18 protein-coding genes and 1 pseudogene are annotated in these 22,178 nt (G+C 72.7%); 11 read left to right on the plus strand and 8 right to left on the minus strand.

Features of this window, described 5'->3' with window-relative positions; translation table 11 throughout:
- Window positions 1–8 precede the first annotated feature (8 nt).
- Both IE185_RS18785 and IE185_RS18790 read right to left on the minus strand, forming a co-directional pair.
- Entirely contained in the window at window positions 9–566 is a 558-nt protein-coding gene (locus tag IE185_RS18785; RefSeq protein WP_028810284.1) for a SigE family RNA polymerase sigma factor, read from the minus strand.
- A gap of 145 nt (window positions 567–711) precedes the next feature.
- Window positions 712–1,614: an iron-sulfur binding domain-containing protein gene (locus tag IE185_RS18790; protein WP_138898877.1), complete on the minus strand. Its 903-nt coding sequence runs from the start codon at window positions 1,612–1,614 to the stop codon at window positions 712–714.
- A gap of 353 nt (window positions 1,615–1,967) precedes the next feature.
- Here IE185_RS18790 and IE185_RS18795 point away from each other — a divergent pair, with 353 nt between their 5' ends.
- Complete coding sequence (locus IE185_RS18795) at window positions 1,968–2,855, plus strand: hypothetical protein (protein WP_189715563.1); 888 nt, start codon at window positions 1,968–1,970, stop codon at window positions 2,853–2,855.
- An 84-nt stretch (window positions 2,856–2,939) separates the two neighbouring features.
- Here the strand turns inward: IE185_RS18795 and disA are convergent, their stop codons facing one another.
- Together disA and radA are read right to left on the minus strand one after the other, a co-directional pair.
- Window positions 2,940–4,064, minus strand: coding sequence for a DNA integrity scanning diadenylate cyclase DisA (disA, locus tag IE185_RS18800; RefSeq protein WP_138898250.1), 1,125 nt, complete (start codon window positions 4,062–4,064; stop codon window positions 2,940–2,942).
- 90 nt (window positions 4,065–4,154) lie between these two features.
- The gene (radA, locus tag IE185_RS18805; protein ID WP_138898249.1) at window positions 4,155–5,570 is read right to left on the minus strand and encodes a DNA repair protein RadA; all 1,416 of its coding nucleotides are present in this window, start codon (window positions 5,568–5,570) and stop codon (window positions 4,155–4,157) included.
- Between the two features lie 183 nt (window positions 5,571–5,753).
- Here radA and IE185_RS18810 point away from each other — a divergent pair, with 183 nt between their 5' ends.
- Complete coding sequence (locus IE185_RS18810; protein ID WP_189715565.1) at window positions 5,754–7,481, plus strand: BACON domain-containing protein; 1,728 nt, start codon at window positions 5,754–5,756, stop codon at window positions 7,479–7,481.
- A 140-nt stretch (window positions 7,482–7,621) separates the two neighbouring features.
- Here the strand turns inward: IE185_RS18810 and IE185_RS18815 are convergent, their stop codons facing one another.
- A complete protein-coding gene (locus tag IE185_RS18815; RefSeq protein ID WP_189715567.1) occupies window positions 7,622–8,479 on the minus strand; it encodes a DUF3109 family protein in 858 nt (285 codons plus the stop codon).
- Window positions 8,480–8,520: 41 nt separating this feature from the next.
- Here IE185_RS18815 and IE185_RS18820 point away from each other — a divergent pair, with 41 nt between their 5' ends.
- The 4 genes from IE185_RS18820 (at window position 8,521) to ilvD (ending at window position 12,994) form a co-directional block, all read left to right on the plus strand.
- Entirely contained in the window at window positions 8,521–9,453 is a 933-nt protein-coding gene (locus IE185_RS18820) for a Ppx/GppA family phosphatase (RefSeq protein WP_138897767.1), read from the plus strand.
- Window positions 9,454–9,487: 34 nt separating this feature from the next.
- Window positions 9,488–10,306, plus strand: a complete 819-nt coding sequence (locus IE185_RS18825; RefSeq protein ID WP_138897768.1) for a sugar phosphate isomerase/epimerase family protein — start codon at window positions 9,488–9,490, stop codon at window positions 10,304–10,306.
- Window positions 10,303–10,947 carry a TetR/AcrR family transcriptional regulator gene (locus tag IE185_RS18830; RefSeq protein ID WP_138897769.1) on the plus strand — a complete coding sequence of 215 codons (645 nt, stop codon included), beginning with the start codon at window positions 10,303–10,305 and terminating at the stop codon, window positions 10,945–10,947. Before IE185_RS18825 ends, IE185_RS18830 begins: the two co-directional genes overlap by 4 nt.
- Window positions 10,948–11,143: 196 nt before the next feature.
- On the plus strand, window positions 11,144–12,994 hold the full coding sequence (gene ilvD, locus IE185_RS18835) for a dihydroxy-acid dehydratase (protein ID WP_138897770.1): 1,851 nt from the start codon (window positions 11,144–11,146) through the stop codon (window positions 12,992–12,994).
- Window positions 12,995–13,056: 62 nt separating this feature from the next.
- Here ilvD and IE185_RS18840 read toward each other — a convergent pair whose 3' ends face one another.
- Complete coding sequence (locus IE185_RS18840; protein ID WP_189715569.1) at window positions 13,057–15,330, minus strand: serine/threonine-protein kinase; 2,274 nt, start codon at window positions 15,328–15,330, stop codon at window positions 13,057–13,059.
- Between the two features lie 139 nt (window positions 15,331–15,469).
- Here IE185_RS18840 and IE185_RS18845 point away from each other — a divergent pair, with 139 nt between their 5' ends.
- Together IE185_RS18845 and IE185_RS18850 are read left to right on the plus strand one after the other, a co-directional pair.
- Window positions 15,470–15,790, plus strand: a complete 321-nt coding sequence (locus IE185_RS18845) for an SH3 domain-containing protein (protein WP_138899501.1) — start codon at window positions 15,470–15,472, stop codon at window positions 15,788–15,790.
- A 46-nt stretch (window positions 15,791–15,836) separates the two neighbouring features.
- Window positions 15,837–16,361: a hypothetical protein gene (locus IE185_RS18850; RefSeq protein WP_189715571.1), complete on the plus strand. Its 525-nt coding sequence runs from the start codon at window positions 15,837–15,839 to the stop codon at window positions 16,359–16,361.
- A gap of 21 nt (window positions 16,362–16,382) precedes the next feature.
- Here the strand turns inward: IE185_RS18850 and IE185_RS18855 are convergent.
- Window positions 16,383–17,673, minus strand: a pseudogene (locus IE185_RS18855) (SulP family inorganic anion transporter).
- 252 nt (window positions 17,674–17,925) lie between these two features.
- On the opposite strand from IE185_RS18855, the gene IE185_RS18860 reads away from it, so the two are divergent.
- The 3 genes from IE185_RS18860 (at window position 17,926) to proC (ending at window position 20,489) form a co-directional block, all read left to right on the plus strand.
- The gene (locus IE185_RS18860; protein ID WP_189715573.1) at window positions 17,926–18,717 is read left to right on the plus strand and encodes an ABC transporter ATP-binding protein; all 792 of its coding nucleotides are present in this window, start codon (window positions 17,926–17,928) and stop codon (window positions 18,715–18,717) included.
- Window positions 18,714–19,451, plus strand: coding sequence for an ABC transporter permease (locus IE185_RS18865; RefSeq protein WP_189715575.1), 738 nt, complete (start codon window positions 18,714–18,716; stop codon window positions 19,449–19,451). Before IE185_RS18860 ends, IE185_RS18865 begins: the two co-directional genes overlap by 4 nt.
- A gap of 228 nt (window positions 19,452–19,679) precedes the next feature.
- Window positions 19,680–20,489, plus strand: coding sequence for a pyrroline-5-carboxylate reductase (proC, locus tag IE185_RS18870; protein ID WP_138905758.1), 810 nt, complete (start codon window positions 19,680–19,682; stop codon window positions 20,487–20,489).
- A 92-nt stretch (window positions 20,490–20,581) separates the two neighbouring features.
- Here proC and trpS read toward each other — a convergent pair whose 3' ends face one another.
- Window positions 20,582–21,580, minus strand: coding sequence for a tryptophan--tRNA ligase (trpS, locus tag IE185_RS18875; protein WP_189715577.1), 999 nt, complete (start codon window positions 21,578–21,580; stop codon window positions 20,582–20,584).
- Window positions 21,581–22,178 lie beyond the last annotated feature (598 nt).

The following is a 22,178-nucleotide window of genomic DNA, read 5'->3' on the forward strand; positions in this document are numbered from 1 at the left end:
GCCCCTGCCTAGGCCGCGCAACGCTCCATCCCCCGTTCGTCGCCCTGCTCCGCACGCTCCAGGGCGTGCGCGTCCAGTTCGCGGCTCTCCAGCTCCTGCCGAAGGCGGGCCAGCGCCCGGTGCAGCGTGCTCTTGACCGTACCGGCCGACATGCCCAGGGCCGCGGCCGTCTCCTCGGTGCTCATCTGCTCCCAGTGTCGCAGCACGACCACGCTGCGCTGCTTGGGAGCCAGTACGCCGAGTATGTCCATCAGCAGGGCGCGGTCCGCGCGCTGTTCCGTGCCGTCCTCGACGCTCGCGTCCGGCAGCTGCTCGGTCGGCACCTCTTCGAGCTTGCGGGCGCGCCACCACTCGGTCCGCGTGTTGATCATGACGCGGCGCAGGTACGCGTCGGCGAGCGACTTGTCCGCTATGCCGTCCCAGCGGCCGTACGTGCGCACCAGCGCGGTCTGGAGAAGGTCCTGGGCGTCCACCGGGTCGGGGACCAGACGCCTGGCGCTCCGCAGCAGAGCGTCCTGCCGAGTGCGTACGTACTCTTCGAATTCGAGCACCTCGCCGTGCGCCATGTCTGAACCGCCTCCGTCCCACTGACAAACAGACCCCGTGACCTGCTTGCTTACGGCGATGACGCTACGGAGGCGTTGTCACGGCACTGTGCGGGCCAGCCCTCGGGGGACGCACGGCTGTCCATCGGTTGTGTAACGGGGATGTTCACCCGGCGGGGAGCCGGTAGACGCCGTCCGCCAGGGGCTCCACGAGCCCGTCGGCGACCAGGCCGTCCAGCGCCCGGGCCCGCTGCACCGGCTCGTGCCACACCGCGTCGAGCGCGGCCTGCGGAACCGGTTCGGCCGCTTCCCGCAGTACGGCGAGGAGCTTGCCCCGCACCTGGCGGTCCGTACCGGCGTATGTCTGCCCGCGCCGCGGCGGCCCGACGTGCGCCGGCTTGCCCGCCAGCCGCCACGCGCACTGCTCCGCGACCGGGCAGGCCCCGCACTCCGGGCTCTTCGCGGTGCACACGAGCGCGCCGAGCTCCATCGAGGCGGCGGCCCAGCGGGCGGCCCGCGACTCCTCGTCGGGCAGCAGCGACCGCGCCAGCCGGCGCTCGGCGGCGGTGGTGGCGTTCGGCGGGTACTGGATGCCGGTGACCGTACGGGCGAAGACGCGGCGGACGTTCGTGTCGAGGACCGGGTGCCGCTGCCCGTACGCGAAGGAGGCGACGGCCGCGGCCGTGTACTCGCCGATCCCGGGCAGCGCCAGGAGCTGGGCGTGGTCGCTCGGTACGTCGCCGTGGTGCCGGTCCCGTATCGCCACGGCCGCGCCGTGCAGGCGCAGGGCCCGGCGCGGGTAGCCGAGCCGGCCCCAGGCGCGGACCGCTTCGCCGGGGGCGTCGGCGGCCAGGTCGGTGGGGCGGGGCCAGCGTTCCATCCACTGCTCGTACACCGGCAGCACCCGGCTCACCGGGGTCTGCTGGAGCATGAACTCGCTGACCATCACGGCCCAGGCGCCGGCCTCGGGGCGGCGCCAGGGCAGGTCCCGGGCGTTCGCGTCGAACCACGCGATGACGGGGGAGTGGAGGGTGGCGGCGGTCGGGTTGATTTCGCTTGTCGCAGTCATGGCACCACCGATCCTGACACGTTTCCCCGCCCGGCCGGACGAGGCTCGGGCCACAGGGACCTGACGATCGGCAGAGGGCGGATCACCGCCTCCGTCCAGAGCTCGGCGAGGTGCCGCACCCAGGAAGGGGTGGTGCGCGCGAAGCCGGTGATGTCCCGGTAGAGCTGTGTGCTGTCCCTGACCACGGACCGTACGGACGGGGCCCCGGCCGTCACATTGAGCGATCGTCAGGTGCCGTACCCCGACGACGGACAGGAGTGATCGCGGCAGCCCGGAATGATGATCGTGAAAAGTTGTGGTGCGGGCGGCGGGTGGGGCAGGAGTTGGCCGTGATCTCTCGTACAGTTTGCGCCGTGGGATCTATGCGCAATCCAGTCGGGCCGCTTCCCTCCTCCATTTACTGGCGCCGGAGGGCAGTCGCGCTGTCCCTGCTGGTGCTGCTCGCACTGGTGATCCTATGGGTCGTCATGTCCGCGGGCGGCAAGGACGACAAGTACGACGGCGCCCGTGGCGGCGCCACTCCCGCCCCGTCCACCATCACGCCCGGACCGGGCTCGTCGGGTCCGGCCATCAGCGAGGACCCGGGAGGCCGTGACGACCCGGGCGGCTCGGGCGCCGACAACGGCGGCAGCGGCAGCGGCGGTGGGGACGGCGGTGGCGGTGGGGACGGCGGTGGTGACGGCGGTTCCGGTACGGACGCGGGCAGCGGCGGGGGCGACGGCTCGGGTTCCGGTGCGGGCGACGGCTCCGGTTCGGGTTCCGGGGAGGACGGCGGCGCCGGGTCCGGCGGCAGCGGTGCCGGGGGCGGAGGTGGCGGCGGCGGTCAGCGCGTACCGGCCGGCTCCAGCCTCCCCAACTGCAACGCGTCCACCGTGGAGTTGTCCCTGCGCAGCGTCAAGAACGAGTACGAGGCGGGCGAGAAGCCCACGTTCGAGCTGATCGCGGAGAACACCTCGGGCGCCGCCTGCAAGATGGACTTCGGTCCCAAGGCCGCCGTGCTCACCATCACCGACGACGACAACAAGACCGTCTGGTCCTCCAAGGACTGCCCCGACGGCCCCGGCAACCTGCTGCTCCGCGTCCCCGCGCACAGCACCGTCACGCACACCGTCGACTGGGACCTCAGGAAGAGCGCGCCGCGCTGCGCGACGCCGTCCGCCGCCACGGTCGACGACGGGACCTACCTGCTGGAGCTGCCGGGCGCCAAGTCCCCGGCGACGTTCACCCTGAAGAAGGACTGAAGAACCGACAGCGGCGGTACGCCCCGGGCGGGGCGTACCGCGGCGCGTCAGCCGTGCCGGCGGCCCCGGCGGGGACCGGCCGGCTCAGACGTAACGTTCCAGGATCGACGACTCCGCCAGGCGGGACAGCCCCTCGCGGACCGACCGCGCCCGCGCCTCCCCGACGCCGTCGACCGTCTGCAGGTCGTCGACGCTGGCGGCGAGCAGCTTCTGCAGCCCGCCGAAGTGCTCGACGAGCCGTTCGATGATCGCGCCCGGCAGCCGCGGCACCTTGGCCAGCAGCCGGTACCCGCGCGGCGAGACCGCCGCGTCCAGCGTCTCCGGCGAGCCGCTGTATCCCAGCGCCCGGGCCACGACGGGCAGTTCGAGCAGCTCGGAGTGGGGCAGCGCGTCCAGCTCGGTCAGCGCCTCGTCGACCGTGCGCGAACGCTTCGCCGTCGGCTCCGGGACGTAGTCCCGGACGACCAGTTCGCGCTCCGGCTCGACGCCCGCGATCAACTCGTCGAGCTGGAGGGAGAGCAGCCGCCCGTCGGTGCCCAGCTCCACGACGTACTCGGCGATCTCGGTGGCGATGCGCCGCACCATCTCCAGGCGCTGCGCCACAGCCGTCACGTCGCGGACCGTCACCAGGTCCTCGATCTCCAGCGCGGACAGCGTGCCCGCGACCTCGTCGAGGCGGAGCTTGTAGCGCTCCAGGGTGGCCAGCGCCTGGTTGGCGCGGGACAGGATCGTCGCCGACTCCTCCAGGACGCGGCGCTCCCCGTCGACGTACAGCGCGATCAGGCGCATCGACTGGGAGACGGACACCACGGGGAAGTTGCACTGCTTCGACACACGGTCCGCCGTGCGGTGCCGGGTGCCGGTCTCCTCGGTGGGGATCGACGCGTCCGGTACGAGCTGGACGCCGGCCCGCAGGATCTTGGTGATGTCCTTGTCGAGGATCAGTGCGCCGTCGAGCTTGCACAGCTCGCGGAGCCTGGTCGCGGTGAACTCCACGTCCAGCACGAATCCGCCGGTACACATGGATTCGACGGTTTTGTCCATACCGAGGACGATGAGGCCGCCGGTGTTGCCGCGAAGGATGCGCTCCAGGCCGTCACGCAGCGCCTTGCCGGGCGCGACGGCGCTCAGCGAGGCGCGCATCAGCGCTTCGGTGCCCGAGCCTCCGCCGGACTTCCCGGATGCTGCTGCCCGGTCGATGGCTGCCACTGCACTCCTCCGGTCACACGGTTGCGGTGCCCTTGAGGCACTGAACTTCGCCTCGCGTACTCGTACGGGTGGGCGAGACCAGGGCAAAGTCTACCGGCGCTGTTCCTCGCCTTGTGGGGCCTGTGCGCGAGAGCGCCGGGGAAGGACCCTCAGAGCGTCTCCCATGTCGGCCACCTCGGTGACCTTCATGCCCGCCGGAACCTTCCCCGGGTCGGCCGGGACCAGGGCGTGCGTGAACCCGAGGCGGTGGGCCTCGGCGAGTCTGCGCTGGACGCCGGTGACCCGTCTGACCTCGCCCGCGAGACCGACTTCGCCGATCGCGACGAGGTTCTTCGGCAGCGGGGTGTCGCTGGCGGCGCTCGCCAGGGCGAGGGCGATCGCGAGGTCGGCGGCCGGCTCGGTGAGCTTCACGCCGCCCACCGTCGCGCTGTAGATGTCGCGCTTGCCGAGGGCGGTGATGCGGCCGCGCTGCTCCAGCACGGCGAGCATCATCGACACGCGCGAGGTCTCCAGACCCGAGGTGGTGCGCCGGGGCGAGGGGATCTGCGAGTCGACGGTCAGCGCCTGTACTTCGGCGACGAGCGGGCGGCGCCCTTCGAGCGTGACGGTCAGGCACGTCCCCGGGACGGCCTCGGCGCGCCGGGTCAGGAAGAGACCCGAGGGGTCCGCGAGACCGGTGATGCCCTCGTCGTGCAGCTCGAAGCAGCCGACCTCGTCGGTCGCGCCGTACCGGTTCTTGACTCCGCGCACGAGCCGCAGTCGCGCGTGCCGGTCGCCCTCGAAGGACAGCACGACGTCGACGAGGTGCTCCAGCAGGCGCGGACCGGCGATGGCGCCGTCCTTCGTGACGTGCCCGACCAGGAGCGTCGACATCGCGCGCTCCTTGGACGCCCGGATGAGCGCGCCCGCGACCTCGCGGACCTGGGCCATGCCTCCCGGCGCGCCGTCGATCTCCGGCGAGGCGACCGTCTGGACGGAGTCGAGCACCAGCAGGGACGGCTTGACCGCGTCGAGGTGCCCGAGGACGGCCGACAGGTCGGTCTCGGCGGTGAGATAGAGGTGATCGTTGAGCGCGCCGATCCGGTCGGCGCGCAGGCGCACCTGGCTGGCGGACTCCTCGGCCGTGACGTACAGCGTGCGATGGTCGTCGCTCGCCGCCTTCGCGGCCACGTCCAGGAGAAGCGTCGACTTGCCGACACCGGGCTCGCCCGCGAGCAGGACGACGGCGCCGGGGACCAGACCGCCGCCGAGGACGCGGTCCAGCTCCTCGACGCCGGTCGAGCGGGCGGTGGCGGTACGGCCGTCGACCTGGCCGATGGGGAGCGCCGCGGTGCTCACCCGGCCGGCGGCCGTCGTCCGTACGGCGGGCGTGCCGGTCTCCTCGATCGTCCCCCACGCCTGGCATTCGGGGCAGCGGCCGAGCCATTTGGCGGTCGTGTACCCGCATTCGGAGCAGCGGTAGGACGGCCGGTCCTTGGCGGATGAACGAGAGGTGCGGGCAGCCATGGTGGTGACCGTACAGGTCGGCTCCGACACTCGTCCGCCGTACGCCCACCCGGTGCCCGTCGTACGTCCGCCCCGGCCGGAATTCCGCATTCCTGTCCCCTTTTGAGGGATGTGTTCACCCGTACGGGTTAAAACTGCTCAAGGGGTGCGAAGGGACCTGTCTCCTTTGCCTACGGTCGCCGGGTGACGAGCAGCAGGCTGGAGCCCCCTACGCACACCACCGGCGCACACCGGGCGCGGAGCCGTGCGCCGCGGCCGGCGCCCGCGCAGGCCCCGCCGGCACGGTACGAGCCGTACCTCGACGGCCTGTTCACGTACTGCCTGTCGGTGCTCTGCGACCACGACGCGGCCACCGCCGTGCTCGGCGACGTCCTGGCCATCTCCGAGCGGCAGCAGGCCCGTTGCCCGTCCCGCGAGCCGGAGCGCAGGGCCTGGCTGTACGCGCTGGCGCGGTGGGCGTGCCGGCGCCGGGTCGCCGAGCAGAAGCGGCGGCGCCAGGGGGCGCACGGCGGCCACCGCGCCCACGCCGCCCCGGCCTCGGCGAGCCCCCCCGCCGTGCCGGAGGCGACCGCCGCGCGCCGGCAGCGCGAGCTGGCGCTCCTGGCGTGGCCCGAGGCCGCGGGCACCACCCCGGAGCAGCGCGAGGCGCTGGAGCTGGCGGTGCGCCACGGGCTCGGCCCGCGCGAGGTGGCCGCCGTCCTGGGCATGGACTACCCCGCCGCCCGCGAACTGCTGGCCGCCGCCGCGTGCGAGGTGGAGCGGACCCGCGCCGCGCTCGCCGTCGTGGAGAGCGGCAGCTGCCCGATCGTCGCCCGCCTGACCGGCGACAACCAGGTGCTGCTCGGCGCGGCCCTGCGCCACGAGCTCGTACGCCACGTCGACGACTGCCCGCGCTGCCGTCGCTCCGCCGAGCGGGCCGGGGCCGGCGGTCCCTGGCCCGGCACGGTCGCGGCGACGCCCGCCGCGCTGCCGGTGGTCGAGGCGCCGCGCGCGGCGGCGTACGCGGCGATGACGAACGTCCCGCGCGCACGGGCGGTCGCCCCCCGTTTCGACCGCGACGGCTTCCCCCTGGACCCCAAGGACCACGCGGCGCGCCGCGACCGGCTGCGCACCAGGGCGGTCACGACGACGGTCGTGGCGACCGTCGTCGCGGCCCCCGTGTTCGCGCTCTGGGCGGCGTACCGGGGCGCCCCGCTCACCGGCGAGAGCCACGGCGGCGCGTCGGTCACCGCGAGCGAGGCGGATGATCCCGACGGGCTCGACGGCGGGGCGTTCGGCGGCCCGGGCGGCCCCGGCGGACCCGCGTACGAGAACACGGGCAACGCCCGCACGACCCCCGACCCCGACTTCACGGAGGGCGGCCGGACGCCGGACGTCTCGGTCGAGGTCGTCAGCGGCGGTACGTCGATGCCGGGCCGGCCGGGGGAGGCCGGAGCGGGACGGCTGAGCGTGGAGGCGCGGCCGGCCGGCAGTACGACGGTCGTCACCCTCACCGCGACGGGCGACGCGCCGGTGTCCTGGTCGGCGTGGACGAACGCGCCCTGGCTCTACCTGAGCCAGACCTCCGGCACGGTCCACCCCGGCCGGTCGGTCACGCTGTACGTCTCCGTCGACCACGAGCGGGAACCGGCCGGGCCGTGGCGCGCGCGCATCGGGATCGATCCGACCGGTGCGGTGATCGCGGTGCGGGGCCACGGCCGCACCACACCGCCCCCGGCGAACCCGGACCCGCGCCCGTCCACGCCCGCGTCCCCGGACCCGACCCCGCCACCCACGCCCCCGGACCCGGACCCGACCCCCACGGAGTCGACGCCCCCACCGACCCCGACGGACCCACCCCCGACGGAGTCGACACCCCCACCACCCCCTTCGGACCCACCGCCGCCGGACACGACGTCACCTACGCCCTGAGGGGTGCGGCAATCAGCCCGTCCGGCGTTTGAGGACACAACCGCAGGGCGTCCGGGGGCCTGGGGGAGTGCCCCCGGTCTCGGCCGCAGGCAACCCGCACCGCAACGCACCCGCACGACACCGCACCCGCCCGGCACTCCTCAGCCGGACCGCCCCGGCAAGGACACCGGATCCGCCGGGTGCGGAGCCATCGGCAGCAGCGACGCCAGCCGTTGCTCGCACAGCGCCACCAGCCGCTCGTACGCCGCCTTCCCCATCAGCTCCGTCAGCTCCGGCCGGTACGTCACGTACACCGGTTCCCCCGCCCCGTGCGCGGACGTCGCCGACGTGCACCACCAGTGCAGGTCGTGCCCTCCCGGCCCCCACCCGCGCCGGTCGTACTCACCGATCGAGATCTGCAGGACACGCGTGTCGTCGGGCCGGTCGATCCAGTCGTACGTACGCCGCACCGGCAGCTGCCAGCACACGTCCGGCTTCGTCTCCAGCGGCTCCTTGCCCTCCTTCAGCGCCAGGATGTGCAGCGAGCACCCCATGCCGCCCGCGAACCCGGGCCGGTTCTGGAAGATGCACGAGCCCTCCCAGCGCCGCGTCTGGCGTTCGCCGTCCTCGTCGGTCTGGGTCCAGCCCGACTCCGTACCGACGTCGTGGAACTGCCACACGTCGGGGGTGAGGCGCGCGACGTGCCCCGCGACCCGCTTCTCGTCGTCCTCGTCGGAGAAGTGCGCCCCCAGCGTGCAGCAGCCGTCGTCCGCGCGGCCCGCCTGGATCCCCTGGCAGCCGCTGCCGAAGATGCAGCTCCAGCGTGATGTCAGCCACGTCAGGTCGCAGCGGAAGACCTGCTCGTCGTCGGCGGGATCGGGGAACTCCACCCAGGCGCGGGCGAAGTCCAGCCCGCCCTTCTCGTCCTCGGCCGGCACGACAGGGGGGATCGTCTTGGGCTGCTTGGGCTGCTTCAGCGTTGTGGCTTTGCCCGGCTTCGCCTTTTTCGTCTTCGACACGGGGCCAAGGGTAAGCGCGCCGCCGCAGTAGCGTTCCGCCTATGAGACTCGGAGTCCTCGACGTGGGTTCGAACACGGTTCATCTGCTGGTGGTCGACGCGCACCCCGGCGCCTGCCCCCTGCCCGCCCACTCGCACAAGGCCGAGCTCCGCCTCGCCGAGCTCCTCGACGCGGACGGGGCGATAGGCGCCCACGGCGTCGACCGCCTCGTGGCGACGATCGCGGACGCGCTCCAGGCCGCCGAGGACAAGGGCTGCGAGGACGTCCTGCCGTTCGCGACCTCCGCCGTGCGCGAGGCCACCAACGCCGATGAGGTGCTGGCCCGGGTCCGCGCCGAGACCGGCGTCGACCTCCAGGTGCTGAGCGGAGCGGAGGAGGCGCGGCTGACCTTCCTGGCCGCCCGCCGCTGGTACGGCTGGTCGGCCGGGAAGCTGCTGGTCCTCGACATCGGCGGCGGCTCCCTGGAGATCGCGTACGGCATGGACGAGGAGCCCGACGCCGCGGTCTCCCTGCCCCTGGGCGCGGGCCGGCTCACCGCCGGCTGGCTCCCGGGCGACCCGCCGGACCAGCAGGACGTGAAGGCGCTGCGTCGCCATGTACGGGCCGAGATCGCCCGTACGGTCGGGGAATTCGCCCGCTTCGGGGCCCCCGACCACGTGGTGGCGACGTCCAAGACATTCCGGCAGCTGGCCAGGATCGCGGGCGCGGCCCGCTCCGCCGACGGGCCGTACGTCCAGCGTGAGCTGAGTCGCAGTTCGCTGGAGGAGTGGGTGCCCAAGCTCGCCGCGATGCCGATGTCGCAGCGCGCCGGGCTCCCGGGAGTCTCGGAGGGCCGCGCCGCGCAAGTGCTGGCAGGAGCCCTGGTGGCGGAGGGGGCGATGGACCTTTTCGGCGTGGCCGCGCTGGAGATCTGCCCCTGGGCGCTGCGCGAGGGCGTGATCCTGCGCCGACTGGATCATCTGCCGACCGCCTGACAGCCACCCGGTGACGGCCCGTACGCTGTCCCTCGTGGCAGAACCAGTGGTGCGCATCCCTGATGCGAAGGTCGCGCTGTCCACGGCGTCGGTGTACCCGGAGTCGACGGCGACGGCCTTCGAGATCGCCGCACGCCTCGGCTACGACGGTGTCGAGGTCATGGTGTGGACGGACCCCGTCAGCCAGGACATCGAGGCGCTGCGCAGACTCTCCGACTACCACGGCGTCCCGGTCCTGGCCGTCCACGCACCCTGCCTGCTGATCACCCAGCGGGTCTGGACCACCGACCCGTGGACGAAGCTGCGGCGGGCGCAGGCGGCCGCCGAGAAGCTCGGCGCCTCGGCCGTGGTCGTACACCCGCCCTTTCGCTGGCAGCGGCAGTACGCCCGCGACTTCGTCGACGGGATCTGGCGGATGGCGGACGAGACGGACGTCCGGTTCGCCGTCGAGAACATGTACCCGTGGCGGTACAAGGACCGCGAGATGCTGGCGTACGCCCCCGAGTGGGACGTGACCAAGGACGACTACCGGCACTTCACCGTCGACCTGTCGCACACCGCGACCGCCCGCACCGACACCATGGCCATGGTCGACCGGATGGGCGACCGGCTCGGGCATGTCCACCTCGCGGACGGCAAGGGGTCGGCGAAGGACGAGCACCTGGTGCCGGGGCGCGGCAACCAGCCCTGCGCCGAACTCCTGGAGCGCCTCGCCCTGAACGGCTTCGACGGCCATGTGGTCATCGAGGTCAATACGCGCCGCGCCATGTCGTCCGCCGAACGCGAGGCCGACCTGGCGGAGGCCCTGGCCTTCACCCGGCTGCACCTGGCGTCCCGGGTGTCGCAGCAGTGAGCGGTACGGACGGCGCGGAGCACGGCGGTACGACGCCCGGGCCCCGCCGCCGCGGCCGCCCGCGCCACTCGCCCCAGGACGCGGGCCCCGGCGCCCGCGAGCGGATCCTCCAGGCGGCCCGCGACGAGTTCGCGGAGCGCGGCTACGACAAGACGTCGATGCGCGGCATCGCGAAGGCGGCGGGCGTCGACGCGGCGCTCGTCCACCACTACTTCGGTACGAAGGACGACGTCTTCGCGGCCGCCATCGAGATCTCCTTCGAGCCGGCCCTGGTGGTGCCCGCGGTCCTCGGCCAGGGCGGCACGGACGGCATCGGCGAGCGGCTGGCCCGGTATTTCATCGGCGTGTGGGAGAACCCGGCGACCAGGGCCCCGCTCCTGGCGATCGTCCGCTCGGCGCTGACGAACGAGACGGCGGCGAAGGTGCTGCGGACCTTCGTGCTGCGGCGGCTGCTGGAGCGGGTGGCGGCGGAGCTCGACGTACCTGACCCGACGTTCCGGGCGGAGCTGGCGGCCTCGCACATGGTGGGCATCGCGATCCTGCGCTACGTCGTCAAGACGGAGCCACTGGCCTCGGCCGACCCCGAGCGGATCGTCGCGATGGTCGCCCCGACGCTCCAGCGGTACCTGACGGAGGCGTGACCCGGGGCACGCGGACGCGGCACGGACCGGTGCCCTGCCCAAGGGCCGTGGGACGCGTGACCGGGGATCGAGCGGCCCGTCCCGCATATCGGACTGTTTGTCCAGATCGTGGATCCGAGGCGTACGCTCGAAGTTACTCTCGTGAGTAAGTCTCGTACGTCCCATCTGCGTCCCACTGCCTAAGGAGCGAGCGACGATGCCCGAGCTGAGGTCCCGCACAGTCACCCACGGCCGCAACATGGCGGGCGCGCGCGCCCTTATGCGGGCGTCGGGAGTAGCGAGCGCGGACATCGGCAAGCCGATCATCGCGGTCGCGAACTCCTTCACCGAGTTCGTTCCGGGGCACACGCACCTCGCTCCGGTCGGCCGGATCGTCTCCGACGCCATCCTGGCGGCGGGCGCCGTCCCGCGTGAGTTCAACACGATCGCGGTCGACGACGGCATCGCGATGGGCCACGGCGGAATGCTCTACTCCCTGCCCTCCCGCGACCTGATCGCCGACTCGGTCGAGTACATGGTCGAGGCGCACTGCGCGGACGCGCTGATCTGCATCTCGAACTGCGACAAGATCACGCCGGGCATGCTGATGGCCGCGCTGCGCCTCAACATCCCCACGATCTTCGTCTCCGGCGGCCCGATGGAGGCCGGCAAGGCCACCCTGGTCGACGGCACCGTCCGCAAGCTCGACCTGGTCGACGCGATCTCCGACGCGGTCAACGACAAGATCTCGGACGAGGACATCCTCCGTATCGAGGAGAACGCCTGTCCGACCTGCGGCTCCTGTTCCGGCATGTTCACCGCCAACTCGATGAACTGCCTCGCCGAGGCCATCGGCCTGGCCCTGCCCGGCAACGGCTCGGTCCTCGCCACGCACACCGCCCGCAAGGCGCTGTACGAGAACGCCGGCCGCACCATCGTCGACATCACCAAGCGCCACTACGAGCAGGACGACCACACCGTCCTGCCGCGCAACATCGCCACCCGCGCCGCCTTCGAGAACGCCATGGCGCTCGACATCGCGATGGGCGGCTCCACCAACACGATCCTGCACCTGCTGGCCGCCGCCCAGGAGGCGGAGCTGGACTTCGGCCTCGACGACATGGACGAGGTCTCGCGCCGCGTCCCGTGCCTGGCCAAGGTCGCGCCGAACGTCGCCCCCGGCGGCACGTACTACATGGAAGACGTCCACCGGGCGGGCGGAATCCCCGCCATCCTCGGCGAGCTCTACCGTGGCGGCCTCCTCAACGAGGACGTGCACACCGTCCACTCCGCGACCATCTCCGAGTGGCTGAAGACGTGGGACGTGCGCGGCGGCTCGCCGTCCGACGAGGCTGTCGAGCTGTGGCACGCGGCGCCGGGCTGCGTCCGCTCCGCGACCGCCTTCTCGCAGTCCGAGCGCTGGGACACCCTGGACACGGACGCCGAGGGCGGCTGCATCCGCTCGGTCGAGCACGCGTACTCCAAGGACGGCGGCCTGGCCGTCCTCAAGGGCAACCTGGCCGTCGACGGCTGCGTCGTGAAGACGGCCGGTGTCGACGAATCGATCTGGACCTTCGAGGGCCCGGCGGTCGTCTGCGAGTCGCAGGACGAGGCCGTGGACAAGATCCTCCGCAAGGAGATCAAGCCGGGCGACGTCGTCGTCATCCGCTACGAGGGCCCGCGCGGTGGCCCCGGCATGCAGGAGATGCTCTACCCGACGTCGTTCCTCAAGGGCCGCGGCCTCGGCAAGACCTGCGCGCTCGTCACGGACGGCCGCTTCTCGGGCGGTACGTCGGGCCTGTCCATCGGCCACGCCTCCCCGGAGGCGGCGTCCGGCGGCACGATCGCGCTCGTCGAGGACGGCGACCGCATCCGCATCGACATCCCGAACCGCACGATCGAACTCCTCGTCGCGGACGAGGACCTGGCGGCCCGCCGCGCGGCCCTCGGCGGCGTGTACGCCCCGAAGAACCGCGAACGCAAGGTCTCGCAGGCCCTGCGCGCGTACGCCGCGATGGCGACCAGCGCGGACAAGGGCGCGGTGCGCGACGTCAGCAAGCTGGGCTGAGCGCGGCCGGTCTTGGCGGCGGGCGGGACGGGGGCACGAGCCCGGTCCCGCCCGCCGTCGTTTCACCAGCCCGCCGGATCCTCGTCCGCCACCGCGAACACCGACCCGTCGGGCGCCGTCGCGAACACCTGGCCCCCGGCGGCCACGGGAGCGGGAAGCGTCGCCGCGAAGGTGTACCGCCCCGAGCCCATGCGGGGCGCGGTCTGGCCCAGCAGCCTGCCGTCGGCGGCGTCGACCGCCAGCAGCCGCCCGTCCGCCGCGGACAGGTAGACACGCTCCGCTGTCGCCACCGGCCGTGAGGCCCGGCTGACCGAGGTCTCCAGCCGCCAGCGCTGCGCCCGCGCGGGGCTGTCCGTACGGTCCGTGTCGACCGCGACCAGAGAGCCGTTGACGCCGAAGAGGTACGCCGTGTTCCCGCGCACCGTGGCCTGCGCCTGGTCGAGCGGCGTGACGAGCGGGACGCGGCGGGCCGTGCGGGCCCGGGTGTCGAGGCGGACGACCGCCCGGGTCAGGCCGTCGGTGTCGTCGGCCAGCAGGAACAGAGCGCCGTCCGAGGCGGCGACCGGGCTCAGCATCCCCTCCAGCCGCTGCTCCCACAGCGCTTCGCCGCTGCCGGGGTCGACCGCGGCGACCGTGGTGGACGTACCGTCCTGCGACGGGGTGGCCGCGTACAGGGTCCCGCCGCGGCCGGGCGAGGCGACCCACAGGGAGCCGGTGCCGCCGTGGCGGCGGGTCCAGCGTGTCCTGCCGGAAGTGTTGTCGACGGCCCGGACGGTTCCGTCCGGGCGGGCCAGAAGCACCGATCGCGCCGTGTGGAGGACGAAGGGGCCACCGGAGACGTCCACGCTCCAGCGCCGGGCGCCGGTGCGCGGATCCAGGGCCTCCAGCCGGTCCCCGCCGGGCGGCACGACATGCAGGAGCCCGCCGGCGAGGACGGGAGCGCTGTCGTCGAAGGAGGTACGGGAGGCGCCGGCCGCTTTCTTCGACCAGCCGACCCGGCCGTCCGCCGGGTTCAGCCGGGCGGCCTGGACGCCGCGGGCGCTGCAGTACAGGGAGCCGCTCGCGTACGAACAGACCGGCGCACTGCCCCCGGCGCCGGCCCGCAGCGACACGTCCCAGGGACGGGTCTGCGCGACCGCGCCGCGCTTGTCCCGCACGGCGGGCGCCGCACCGGACGGGCCGTCGCCCACCAGCCCCCGCACGCCGAACACCGCGCCGACGGCCACCGAGGCCACGGCCACGACGATCCCGGCCCGCCGAGCACGCCGTACACGCCCCGTCCGCCGGGCCCCGACCACGCCCCCACCGGAGCCGGCCGCGTCACCGCCGTGGGAGCCGACCGCCCCGCCTGAACCGGCCGCGTCACCGTCGCGGGAGCCGACCGCCCCGCCGCCTGCCGCGTCGCCCCCCGCCTCCTCACGCTCCGCCTCCCGCCCCGGACCGCGCTCCCCCCGTGGCTCCGCGATCCGCTGCGCCGGTATGAACGGCTGCGTGTCGTCGGCGGTCGGGTACGCCGCCGACCGCAGCGCCGCCATCAGCGCGTCCGGCGTCGGCCGGTCGGCGGGCTCCTTCGCGAGGCAGCGTGCGAACAGCGGGACCAGCGCGTCCGGCACGCCCGTCAGATCCGGCTCGTCGTGCACCACCTGGTACGCGACGATGTACGGGCTGTCGGAGTCGAAGGGCCCGCGCCCGGTGGCCGCGTGCACCAGCACGGACCCCATAGCGAACACGTCCGCCGCCGGCCCCACCTCGCGCGGGCGCTGGAACTGCTCGGGCGCCATGAACGGCGGCGTACCGATCAGCTTGCCGGTTTCCGTCCGCAGGTCGCTGTCCGTCGGCCGGGAGATGCCGAAGTCGATGACCTTGGGCCCGTCGGCCGCCAGCAGTACGTTGCTCGGCTTGAGATCGCGGTGCACCACGCCGGCCCGGTGGATGTCGCGCAGCGACTCGGCCAGTCCCGCGCCGAGCCGGAGCAACTCCTCTGTGTCCAGCGGACCGTTCCGCTTGACGCGTTCGGCGAGGGTCGGGCCCTCGATGAACAGGGTGGCCATCCACGGGCGTTCCGCGTCCGTGTCGGCGTCCACGACGGGCGCGGTGAACGCGCCGCTCACCCGTCGGGCGGCGGAGACCTCCTGCCGGAACCGGGCCCTGAACTCGGGGTCCGCGGCGAAGTCGGCGTGCACCACCTTGACAGCGAGGCGCAACCCGGAGCCCGACGTGGCCAGATGGACCACTCCCATGCCTCCGGAGCCGAGCACGGCTTCGAGCCGGTACTGCCCGGCATACTCCGGATGCTCCGCTTCCGGTCCCCTCCCGGTGCTGCGCAGCGGCGGCATCGTCCACCCCCGTGTGAATCGTCCGCAAGCGAGACGCACGGAGCCTAGTCGATGATGCGTGCGATGTCGGTGGGGCTTGCTAGCCTGCGCGGCGTACGGAGCTTTCGCCAGAAGGACATCAACGGGGGAGGGGCCTGTCATGGCCGTAGGAGAAGTCGAGGACGACGTGGCGAGCGCCGCCGAGGGCGCCGCCGTCACCATGGAGACGACGGGCGTGCGCTATCCCGTCGCCCCGGGCTACCGGGTGAACGTGCGCAGCGGCCCGGGCACCCAGTACCGGATCGTCAAGGTCCTGCCGTACGACGCACGCGTGCCGATCAACTGCCAGTGCCCCGGCACGACCGTGTCCGGTCCGTACGGCACGACGAACCTCTGGTCCAACATCGGGAACGGCCAGTTCGTCTCGGACGCGTACATCAGGACCGGCAGCGACGGGTACGTCGCCGTGCGCTGCGCCTGACGCACGGATCCGCCGCCCGGCCGCCGGCCCGGGGATAATCGACCCCGTGAGCGAGAACACCGACGTCCCCCCGCCCTCCGCCGCGCCCGCCGGCGGCGGCCCGCAGCCCGAGCCCATCCGCTTCTTCGGCACCACCTGGGTGAGCCACGACAACGGGTACGGGCTGCGCCGGGCCGGCGTAGCCGTGGGCTCGCTGGCCGCCGCTGCCGCCGGGTGCCTCGTCCTGCGCTTCGCCTACCAGGGCCTGGCGATCGCCGACGTCGGCGGTTTCGTGAACATCCTGGTCGTCGCCATGTTCGCGATCTGCAGCGCGATCGCCTTCCGCCGCACGTGGGAGGGGTACGCACGCCGCCCCGACCCCACGACCGAGGCCCAGTTGCGCAGCTTGAAGGCCATCGGCTTCGTGGGTTCACTGCTCGCGTACTTCTTCCGCTCGCTCACCGAGGCCCCCGGCGAGAAGCTGCTCCGAGGCGAGTACGAGCAGGCCGTCACCCAGTACGAACGCCGCCGCACCTCCCGCACGGGCAACCCCGCGGCCCGCAAGAAGGCCCCCGGGCGCCGCTCCCGCTGAGCCGGGGCCGGTCCGCCGCCGCTACAACCGGCCCCAGGCCACCGCCCCGCTCCGCACCGCCCGCCCCTCCAGGGCCGCCGCGCACGCGTGGCCGACGTGCCGCAGCCCGCCCGGGTCCAGCTGTACGGGCCGGTCGGACGGCAGCGCCTCCAGCGCGTCCAGCAGCTTCGGCAGCCGCAGGAACGTCGCGTTGCCTCGCACCCGCACCCGCACCCGCACCCGCAGCCCGTCCACCGCGCCCAGGTCCTCCGTCTCCACCTGCACCTGACTGGTGTCCCACGCGCTCTTCGCGACGGCGAGCACCAGCCCCACCAGCACGCCCTCGAACAGATTGGTCACCACGATCGCCCCGGTGGTCACGACGAGCACAACCGCCTCACGGCGATGCTCCCGCCACAACGGCACCGAATCCCGTACGGGAATGAGCTTCCACCCGCGTGCACCAGCACCCCGGCCAGGGCCGCCACCGGAATCACCCCGAGAGCGCCGCGGGCACGGCGGCCACGAAGACCAGCAGCCACACCCCGTGCAGCACCCGTGAGGCCTTCGTACGCGCCCACGCCCGCACATTGGCGGCGCTGCGCACGATGACGGCGGTCATCGGCAGCGCCCCGAGCGCCCCGCACACCACGTTGCCCGCCCCCTGCGCGATCAGTTCCTTGTCGTAGTCGGTCCGGGGACCGTCGTGCAGCCGGTCCACGGCCGTCGCGCTGAACAGCGACTCCGCCGACGCGATCAGCGCGAACGCCAGCACCGTCCCGACGACCCCCACCTCCGCCGGCCGCGCGAAGGAATGCAGCCTCCGGCGGCGTACGGCGTCCAGCAGCCCATGCACCTCCACCCGCCGCACCGGCAGATCGAGCACCGCCGTCACGACCGCCGCCAGTGCCACCGCCACCAGCGGCGCAGGCGCGACCCGGGCCGCGGCCCGCCACCGGGGCCACCCGACGAGCACCGCCACGGTCCCCACCCCCACCGCGACAACCGCGAGCCCGCCCCCGCCGACCGCGCCGACCAGCCCCGCATCGCCCTGCACCAACCCGGCCGCCAGCACCAGGACCCCCAGAGCCCCGACGCCGTACCGCCGCACGGCTTCGTGCACGAGCACGGTGAGCCCGGCCGCCGGACCGCTGACGTGCAGGCTGCTGCCGGGAAGCGCTGCTGCCGCGAGCCCGCCGACGATGCCGGTGATCAGACCAAGTTCGGCCGGTACGCCGGAGGCGACGGCGACCCCCACGCACAGGAGCAGGGCGACGAGGAAGACGACGAGTGAGGCGGTGAGGTCGGTCCGGTGCAACGACAGGCAACGCAAAAGGCACCTCCGCCTGGTGGCGAAATACGCTAAACCTCATGGTCCCGTACGGGAGTTGGACATCCCATGACTTTCCGCGTCCCACCCGTGCCCACCGAAGCGCGAAGGAGGTGGACGCTCCGCTTCCGATCGCGCCGCCGCCCGCCTGCGCCGCCCCCGCACCCCGCACGCCGACGGGCGCCCCCTGAGCGCGCCCCGCGCCCACCCCCCGCCTTCTTGACGCGAGGACCCTCCGTGAGGATTATTCAACGCATGATGAATTATTCCGCCGAGCAGGCGGCCCCACCCCCGCACGGGCCCGCGGTGACCGCCCGCGACCTCACCGTCGTCCGCGGCCCCCGCACCGTCCTGCGCGGCCTGCGCTTCGCCGTCCCCCGCGGCCGGATCACCGGCCTCCTCGGCCCCTCCGGCTGCGGCAAGACGACCCTGATGCGCGCCGTCGTCGGCACCCAGGCCAACGTCACGGGCACCCTCGAAGTCCTGGGCCGCCCCGCGGGCGACGCCGCCCTGCGCCCTCGCATCGGCTACGTCACCCAGGCCCCCTCCGTCTACACGGACCTGACCGTCCGCCAGAACCTGGACTACTTCGCGCACGTCCTCCGCCCCGGCCGCGACCACCGCGAAGCCCGCCACGACGCCGTCACCCGCGCCATCGCCGACGTCGACCTCACCTCGCACGAGAACGCCCTGGCCGGAAACCTCTCCGGCGGCCAGAGCAGCCGCGTGTCCCTCGCCGTGGCCCTCCTCGGTACGCCCGAACTCCTCGTACTCGACGAGCCGACCGTCGGCCTCGACCCGGTCCTGCGCCGCGACCTGTGGAACCTCTTCCACACCCTCGCGGACCGCGGCACCACCCTCCTCATCTCCTCGCACGTCATGGACGAGGCCGAGCGCTGCCACCGCCTGCTCCTCATGCGCGCCGGCCGGATCCTCGCCGAGGACACCCCCGACGCACTCCGCGCCCGTACCGCCACCGCCACCGCCGAAGAGGCCTTCCTCCACCTGGTCGACGAGGCCGACTCCCGCCAGGAGACGCTCCGATGAACGCATCCCGCACGCTCGCCACCGCCGCCCGCGTCCTGGCCCAGCTGCGCCACGACCGCCGCACGATCGCGCTCCTGCTCCTCATCCCGGTCGTGATGATCACGCTGCTGCGCTTCGTCTTCGACGCCTCACCGCAGACCTTCGACTCCATCGGCGCGTCACTGCTCGGGATCTTCCCGCTCATCACCATGTTCCTGGTGACGTCGATCGCCACGCTGCGCGAACGCACCTCCGGCACCCTCGAACGCCTGCTCGCCATGCCGCTGGCCAAGGCCGACCTGATCGCGGGCTACGCCCTGGCCTTCGGCGCTCTGGCCGTCGTCCAGTCGGCCCTGGCCACCGGAATCTCCCTCTGGCTCCTGGACCTCGACGTGGTCGGCTCCCCCTGGCTGCTCCTGCTCATCGCCCTCCTGGACGCCCTGCTGGGAACGGCACTGGGCCTGTTCGTCTCCGCCTTCGCGGCGTCGGAATTCCAGGCCGTCCAGTTCATGCCGGCGGTGATCTTCCCGCAACTGCTCCTGTGCGGCCTGTTCACCCCGCGCGACACGATGCAGCCGGTCCTGGAAGCGATCTCGAACGTGCTTCCGATGTCGTACGCCGTGGACGGCATGAACGAGGTCCTGCGCCACACGGACATCACGGCCACCTTCATCCGCGACGCCACGATCGTCGCAGCCTGCGCCCTCCTGGTCCTGACCCTGGGAGCAGCCACCCTCCGCCGCCGCACCGCATAACCCCCGCCCCCGTCGACCACCCCCACCGAACGTGCCGGCCCCGCCCACCCCCACCGGCGCACCCACCAGCGCACGGGCCCACCAACCCACCACCCCCGCAACGTCCCGCCCACCGGACACCACCCCCCACCTCCCACCCCCCGGTGCGAAGATGTCCCCGGGGCGCGCAGAACCAGGCGCACCCCCACGAACCGACGCGCACGCAGCCCCACCGGCGAGGTGAACCGCATGACCCAGACAGTCGCAGTCCTCGGCACCGGAAAGATCGGCGAGGCCCTGCTCAGCGGAATGATCCGCGCCGGCTGGCGCCCCGCCGACCTCCTGGTCACAGCCCGCCGCCCCGAGCGCGCGGAAGAACTCCGCACCCGCTACGGCGTGGAGTCCGTGAGCAACGCCGAAGCCGCCAAGCGCGCCGACACCCTCATCCTCACGGTCAAGCCCCAGGACATGGGCAAGCTCCTCGACGAACTCGCCCCGCACGTCCCCGCCGACCGCCTCGTCATCAGCGGCGCAGCCGGCATCCCGACCGGCTTCTTCGAAGAGCGCCTGGCCCCCAACACCCCCGTCGTGCGCGTCATGACGAACACCCCCGCCCTGGTGGACGAGGCGATGTCCGTCATCTCGGCCGGTACGCACGCCACCGCCGAGCACCTCCTGCACACCGAGGAGATCTTCGGCGGCGTAGGAAAGACGCTCCGCGTCCCGGAGAGCCAGCAGGACGCGGCCACCGCCCTCTCCGGCTCGGGCCCGGCGTACTTCTACTACCTCGTCGAGGCGATGACCGACGCCGGCATCCTCCTGGGCCTGCCCCGCGCCCAGGCCCACGACCTGATCGTCCAAGCGGCCATCGGCGCGGCCGTGATGCTCCGCGACAGCGGCGAACACCCGGTGAAGCTCCGGGAAGCCGTGACGTCCCCAGCCGGCACCACCATCAACGCGATCCGCGAGCTCGAGAACCACGGTGTGCGAGCAGCCCTCATCGCCGCCCTGGAGGCAGCCCGCGACCGCAGCCGCGAGCTCGCCTCAGGCAACGGCTGACGCCCAGGGCCGGAGCCGACCCCGGGTGAGAGCCGACGGCCCCACCCGGCCCGGCTCCGCCCGCACCCGTCTCCCTCCCCCCACTGCCCACCTCACCCAGGAGGCAGCAACCCAATGGCCCGATAAGCCGCGTCCACCGTGGGCCGCGCCAGCCCCCGAGCCCGCTCGGCCCCCTCCCGCAACACCTGATCCACATGACCGGGGTCGGCCGCCAGCTCCGCATGCCGTTCCCGCACCGGCCGCAGCAGCTCGACGACAGCTTCCGCCGTGTCCTTCTTCAAGGCCCCGTACGAGTCGTACGCCCCGGCCAGCTCCACGGGGTCCCCTCCCTCGCACGCCGCGAGCACGTCGAGGAGGTTCGCGACCCCGGGCTTCTCCACCCGGTCGTACTCGACCTCGACCCCGCTGTCCGCCACGGCCCGCATGATCTTCTTTCGCACCACCTCGGGCTCGTCGAGCAGATAGACGATCCCGGCGGTGGCCGCGTGCGACTTCCCCATCTTGGACGTGGGGTCCTGAAGGTCCATGATCCGAGCGGCGACCTCGGGCCGCGTGGCCCTCGGCACGGTGAAGGTGTGCCCGTACCGCTGGTTGAACCGCACCGCCAGATCACGGGTCAGCTCGACATGCTGCGTCTGGTCGTCCCCCACAGGCACCTCATCGGTCCCGTACGCCAGGATGTCGGCGGCCATCAGCACCGGATACGTCAACAACGACAGCCGTACGCTCTCCCCGGCCGCCCGCGCCCGCATGCTCTTCTCCTTGTACTGGATCATCCGCCGCAGCTCGCCGTCCGTGGCCGTGCATTCCAGTACGTACGACAGGCGCGCGTGTTCATCCACATGGCTCTGTACGAACACCGTGCACAGCGCCGGATCGAGACCCGCCGCCAGCAGCAGCGTCGCCGCCTGCCGGCTGAGTCGCCGTACCCGCGCGGGATCGTGCTCCACTGTCAGCGCGTGCAGGTCCACCACGCAGAACAGCGCGTCGGCCCGGTGCTGATCGGCCTGGGCCCACCGTCGCACGGCCCCGAGGTAGTTGCCCAGCGTCAGATGCCCGGTCGGCTTGACCCCGCTGAAGATCCGCGTCATCTCTCATACCTCCTGGTAGGAGCCGCCGCCACCGACGGCCGGGCTCCCGGGGAGGGGAAACGCGAACGGCCGCCGTAGCGGCGGCCGTTGAGCGCATACGTGCATGCCGGCCGCCGTCAGGCGGCCCGCCACCCCTGGGTGTACGTACGCGAAGTCATGGCCCCCATCCTAGTGGCGGACCGCCGGTTGACAGGGGATTGACGCCTACGTACTGTTCTCCGAGTTGTCCGACGTGAGCACCGGCCCCGGCCGGCCCCGGACAACCATTCCGCGGTAACCACTGAACGAACGACTGTTGTCGTCCCGTTCTTGTGCGCATTTGCGAAATGAGGAATCTATGTTCGAAGGAACGACCCCGATTAGCTCGGGGGCCGGGATTCCGCTAATGTCTCACTCGTCGAAACGGCCCAACAGCCGTATAGACACTGCTTGAACATCCGGTGCTGCCGGGTGGCCGCCGACTGGCACTCGGGCCCGAAAGGACCTGATAGAGTCGGAACCGCCGGAAAGGGAAACGCGAAAGCGAAGAACTGGAAAGCGCCGAGGAAGTCGGACACGAAAGAGTCTGATAGAGTCGGGAACACGAAATGCCGAACGA

The sequence above is a fragment of the Streptomyces chryseus genome, assembly GCF_014650755.1.
Taxonomy (GTDB): Bacteria; Actinomycetota; Actinomycetes; order Streptomycetales; family Streptomycetaceae; genus Streptomyces; species Streptomyces chryseus.